The 5584-nt window shown below is 71.5% G+C and carries 7 protein-coding genes; all 7 read right to left on the reverse strand.

Features of this window, described 5'->3' with window-relative positions:
• Positions 1-343, reverse strand: a 343-nt coding sequence (locus AC1D15_RS16090; RefSeq protein ID WP_477826751.1) for a methyltransferase domain-containing protein, incomplete at its 3' end; no start/stop codon positions are given.
• Positions 344-368: 25 nt separating this feature from the next.
• Positions 369-1445, reverse strand: a complete 1077-nt coding sequence (locus AC1D15_RS16095) for a rhodanese-like domain-containing protein (protein WP_477826756.1) — start codon at positions 1443-1445, stop codon at positions 369-371.
• Positions 1446-1460: 15 nt separating this feature from the next.
• Entirely contained in the window at positions 1461-1874 is a 414-nt protein-coding gene (locus tag AC1D15_RS16100) for a DUF6691 family protein (protein ID WP_465111726.1), read from the reverse strand.
• Positions 1875-1887: 13 nt separating this feature from the next.
• Entirely contained in the window at positions 1888-2331 is a 444-nt protein-coding gene (locus tag AC1D15_RS16105) for a YeeE/YedE family protein (RefSeq protein WP_477826752.1), read from the reverse strand.
• Between the two features lie 98 nt (positions 2332-2429).
• Entirely contained in the window at positions 2430-3095 is a 666-nt protein-coding gene (locus AC1D15_RS16110) for a Crp/Fnr family transcriptional regulator (RefSeq protein WP_477826753.1), read from the reverse strand.
• 25 nt (positions 3096-3120) lie between these two features.
• Positions 3121-4437: an ABC transporter permease gene (locus AC1D15_RS16115; RefSeq protein ID WP_477826754.1), complete on the reverse strand. Its 1317-nt coding sequence runs from the start codon at positions 4435-4437 to the stop codon at positions 3121-3123.
• A gap of 122 nt (positions 4438-4559) precedes the next feature.
• A partial coding sequence (locus AC1D15_RS16120; RefSeq protein WP_477826755.1) for an ABC transporter permease occupies positions 4560-5584 on the reverse strand: 1025 nt, incomplete at its 5' end.

Raw genomic sequence — 5584 nt, forward strand, 5'->3', positions numbered from 1 at the left:
GGCAGACGACGAGCTCGAAGCGCCCGTCGTCGAAGGGCAGCTGCAGCGCATCGGCCTGCTGCCACTGCACCGGCCGCGACGTGCCCACCGCGGCGGCGCGCGCCAGCATCGGCAGGTTCAGGTCGGTGGCCACCAGCGCCACCGCCTCGGGCAGGGCCGCCGCGAGCGCCCGCGTGACGACGCCGGTGCCGGCCGCCGTCTCCAGCACGCTGGCCGGCCCGATCTGCGCCGCGCGGTGCGCCAGGTCGGCCGCATACGGCGCGAAGATCAAGGGCACCAGCTGGGTGTCGTAGAGATCGGGAATCGAGCCGGCGAACACCGTGTCGGAACCAGGTCGGTCCATGGGCTTCTCCTTGCGCTGCCAACGATCAATGTGCGGCCCCCTCCACCGGCAAGGCTTCGGCACGCCAGCGCAGCATGCCACCCGCCAGGTTGGCCAGTTCGCTGAAACCCACTTTCTGCAGCAACACCAGCGCCTGCGCCGAGCGTGCGCCCGAGCGGCACACCGCCACCACCGGCCGATCGCGCGCGATCTCGCCGCTGCGCGCCACCAGCTCGGACAAGGGCATGAGCCGCGCGCCGCGGATGTGGCCGAAGGCATCGTCGAACTCCGCCGGCTCGCGCACGTCGATCACCTGCACGCCCCCGTCCGCCAGGCGCTCGGCCAGCGCCGTCGGCTGGATCTCCCACACACCGCCGAAGCTGAAGCTGAGCGGCGCCCAGGTCGGCTCCTGCGGCAGCGCGGCCTCGCTCTCGGGCCGCCCGCAGCGCAGGTTGGCCGGCACCGCGATCTGCATCAGCTTCGGGTGCGGCAGGCCCAGGTTCGTCATGTAGCCCTCGAAGTCCTCCAGGCTCGCGTCGCCGCCCAGGCGCGGGTTGTAGCGGCGCTCCTCGGCCACGCTGGTCACGGTGAGCCCGCGGTAGTCATGCGCCGGGTACAGCAGGCAATCCGGCGGCAGCGACAGGATCTGCTGCTGCACCGAGCGGTACAGCTGCCTGGCGCTGCCCTGCTGGAAATCGGTGCGGCCGCAGCCGCGGATCAGCAGCGCATCGCCGGTGAAGGCCATGCGTTCGTCGTCCAGCACATAGGTCAGGCAGCCGTCGGTGTGGCCGGGCGTGGCGCGCACCTGCAGGTGGTGCGTGCCGAAGGCCACGCGATCGCCATGCGCCAGCAGCCGGTCGGCCTCGCGCACGCCGGCCGCCTGCGACAGCAGGATGCGGCTGCCCAGGCGCTGTTTCAGCAACCAGGCGCCGGTGACGTGGTCGGCGTGCACGTGGGTGTCGAGCGTCGCGACCAGCCGCAGGCCCAGTTCACGCAGCAGGGCGGCGTCGCGGCGCACGTGCTCGTAGACCGGGTCGATGAGCACCGCCTCGCCCGCCACGCTATCCCCGAGCAGGTAGGTGTAGGTGGACGACGGTGCGTCGAAGAGTTGGCGGAAGACCAGCATCGCAGGCTCCTTTCAGCGGGCGGCGAGCCAGCGGTCGTGGATCGCCATGCCGGCCAGCATCGCCGCGACGAACACCGCCGCCGGCCACCAGCCGCGCGCCAGCGCCACCAGCGCCGGCCCCGGGCAGAAGCCGCCGATGCCCCAGCCGATGCCGAACAGCACGCCGCCGCCGATCAGCCGTGCATCGACGAGGGTGCTGGCCGGGATGTCCATCGCCGCACCGGACCAGGCCGTGCGGCGGCGCCGCGCGATCGCGAAGGCCGGCAGCCCGACCGCGATCGCGCCGGCCATCACCAGCGCGAGGCTCGGGTTCCACGCACCGGCCAGGTCGAGAAAGCCCTTGACTTTGGCCGGGTCGGTCATGCCGCCGGCGATCAGCCCGAGGCCGAAGACCAGGCCGCTCAGCAGTGCGATGAAGGATCCCATCGGCGTCTCTCCTTCAGACGAGGTGCCGCAGCACGAACACGGTGGCGAACCCGGCGCCCATGAAGGCCAGCACGTTCACCAGCGAGCGCAGCGACAGGCGGCTCAACCCGCACACGCCATGCCCGCTGGTGCAGCCGTTGCCCAGGCGCACGCCGATGCCCACCAGCAGGCCGGCCGCGATCAACGCGCCGGGCCCGACATCGACCGAGACGGCCGGCCACGGCGCCCACAGCCGCCAGGCCCACGGCGCGAGCAGCAAGCCGCCGATGAAGGCCAGCGAGCCGCGATGCGCCTTCAGCGGCGCACGCGCCCGCAGCGCCCGCCACGGCGCCCCGACAATGCCGGCAATGCCGGCGATGCGGCCGTTGCCGAGCAGGTAGAGGGCGGTCGCCAGCCCGATGGCCAGGCCGCCGGCCAGCGAGGCCCACGGGGTGAAGCTGTTCCAGTCGATGCTCATTCGAGAATGCGGTGACGAGGCCGAAGCCGATCGGCGCAGTGTGGCGCAAGCGGCCGGCGGCCTCTGTGACCCAGGTCACACAGCCGTTGCGGCCCCCTTCACAGCGCGACGAAGCGCGCCAGCGCCGCCGCGTCCAGCACCTCGATCTGCTCGCGCCCGAGCCGCAGCCAGCCCTGGTCCGCAAAGTTCTTCAGCAGCCGGCTGACGATCTCGCGCACGCTGCCGAGCTCGTCGGCCAGCGCCTGGTGCGTGGTGCGCAGCGGCGATTCGCGCGCCACCAGCAGCGCCGCCAGCCGCTGGTCGAGCTTCTGGAAAGCGACCGCCGACACCAAGGCCATCAGGTCGGTGAGCCGCTGCGAGAAGTTGCTGAACACATGCTCGCGAAACGACTCCAGCTGCGCCATCAGGTGCTTGAACGCCGCCGGCGGCAGCACGACGAGCTCGACGTCGTGCTCGGCCGTGCCGCGCGCGTGGTACGGCGCGTGGCCGAGCAGGCAGCTGCTGGTCAGGATGCAGCTGTCGCCCGGCCGCACCTGGTACAGGTGCAGCTCGCGCCCGCTGGGCGCCGCCTTGACGATGCGCACGCTGCCCGACAGCAGCAGCGGAAAGCCCCGGCACGGCTGGTTCTCGTCGAACATCAGGCTGCCGGCCGGCATGCGCAGCAGCGCGGCATCGGCCAGCAACTCCGCCAGCTGCGCGGCAGGCAGCTCGCGCAGCATCGGATAGCGCTGCAGCACCAGGGCCTGGGTCGCGGCATCGATCATCGCGCCGCCCTCGGCTGCACCCTGTTCAGAGCTCGCGCAACGCCGTCGTCACCGGCAGCCGTGCCGCGCGCACCGCCGGGAACAGCCCGCCGATGAAGCCGATGGCCAACGCCCACTTGAGCCCCGTCCACAGCAGCTCCGGCGACACGCGCAGCGCAAAGCTCAGCTTGCCGACCGAGCCCGCAGCCATCGTCGACGCGCCGTAGCCGTCGAAGACCAGCCAGGCCAGCAGCCCGCCGAGCACGCCGCCCATCAGCGCGAGCAGCATCGTCTCCAGCATCACCGCCACCACCACCGGCACGCCGGAGAAGCCGATCGCGCGCAGCGTCGCGATCTCGCGCGCCCGGGCCGCCACCGCGGCGAACATCGTGTTCAGCGCGCCGAACATCGCGCCGATCGCCATGATCGTGCCCACCGTGATGCCGATGATGCGCAGCACCTTGGTCACGCCTTCGGACTGCTTGCTGAAGTAGTCGAGCGTCGTCGTCACGTCGACCTGCAGCTGCGGGTTCGACTCGAGCGCCGCCTTCAGCGTCTTGAAGGCCTGCGGATCGGCCAGCCGCGCCGTCACCGAGGTGCGGCTGGCGGCACGGCGGTAGGTGTCGGCGACCACGTTGCCGTCGGCCCAGATCTCGGATTCGAGCGCGTCGCCGGTCGCGAACACGCCGGCCACCGTCCAGGTCTGCGCGCCCAGGCGCACCGTGCTGCCCGGCACCAGCCCGGCGAACTGGCGCGCCGCGCCCTGCCCCACCACCAGCTCGCGCAAGCCCGGCCCGAACGCCTTGCCGGCGATGATCTTCGCCTGCGGCCGCACCGCCCAGGCCCGCTCGCCGACGCCGCGCAGCTGCACGCTGCCCGTTTCATCGGGCGCGCCGCCCTTCACCGGCAGGTTGGCCGCCACCACCAGCTCTTCGGATGCCAGCGGCTCGCCCTTGTCGTTGCGCGCGATGCCGTCGGCCTGCTGGATCTGCGCGATGCTGTCGCGCGTCAGCACCGACGACACCTCCGAGGCCGAACCGCCGCGCATCACGATCACGCTGTCGGTGCCGCCGGTGCGGCGCAGCGTCTCGGCATAGCCCTCGGCCATCGACAGCAGCGAGACCAGCACGCCGACCACGCCGGCGATGCCGACCACGATCACGCCCGAGGCGCCCAGCCGCTGCGTCAGCGTGCTGATGCCGACGTTGGCCACCGACAGCGTCTGCCGGCCGCGCCGCGTCAGCAGCAGCCAGCCGGCCAGCAGCACCGCCAGCGCCAGCGCGCCCGGCCACGGCAGCATCACCCACGCCGCCAGCACCACGGCCAGCAGCACCACCAAGCCCACATTGATCAACCAGGTCATGACAGCCCCTCGTCGGTCGAGTACGCCCGCCGATCCCCCGAGGGGATGCCGGCCGGCTTGGGAGCGGCCCGGCGCTCGGCCGGCGCTGCGTTCAATCGCGTTGGCATGTGTTCGTCTCCCGTTCAGCGGCCCGCGAGGGCGTCGACGATGTTCAGGCGCATCGCGTTCCAGGCCGGCAGCGCGCCGACGATGACGCCGATGCCGGCCATCAGCGCGAGGCCGAGCACCCAGCTGCTCGCGCCGACCGACGGCAGGTTCAGCATGCCGCCGCTGCCGGCGCTGACCGCCGGGATGATCAGCGTCGCGATGCCCAGCCCGATCAGCCCGCCCAGCACCAGCAGCAGCACCGATTCGGCCAGCACCATCGCGAGCACGCTGCGGCCGGAGAAGCCGATCGTCTTCAGCACCGCGATCTCGCTGGTGCGCTCGCGCACCGCCTGCATCATCGTGTTGCCCGACAGCAGCAGCAGCGTGAAGAACACCGCGCCCATGATCGAGCTGACGATCAGCCCGATGTCGGCCAGCTGCTTCATCCACGACGCGGTGGCCGCCTGCTCGGTCTGCGTGCGCGTCTCGTGGTCGGAGTTGGCCGACAGCGCATCGATCGCCTTCGCGACGCGGTCGGCCTGGTTCACGTCGGTCACGCGCGTCACGTACCAGCCGGCATTGCCCTGGTTGTACGGCGTCGTCTCGTCGAAGTACTTCCAGTTCAGCAGGAACATCTGGTCGAAGAAGCCGCCGGTCTTCTTGTCGGTGGCATGCAGGATGCCGACGATGTCGAACTGCCAGTTCTTGCTGCCCGAGCGGTCGGGGAAGATGTTCGACTGCAGCGGCACCCGGTCGCCCACCTTCCAGCCGAAGCGCTGCGCGAGCTTCTCGCCCACCAGCGCACCGGTGCGCGTGCTGTTGAAGGCCTTGCGTTCGGCCTCGGTCACCGCGACCTCGGGGAACAGGTCGAGGTAGTTGGGCGCCACCGCGAAGCTGAACACCTGGTTGTGCGGATCCTGGTAGGCGCCACCGAACCAGTTGGCGTACGCCACCGCCTTCACGCCGTCGACGCGCTCGATCTGCGGGGCGAGCGACAGCGGCAGCGTCTGGATGAACGACAGCTTCGAGCCGGTCTGCAGCCGCGCCGCGCCGTTGGCGC

The sequence above is a fragment of the Rhizobacter sp. P2_H2 genome, assembly GCF_056403375.1.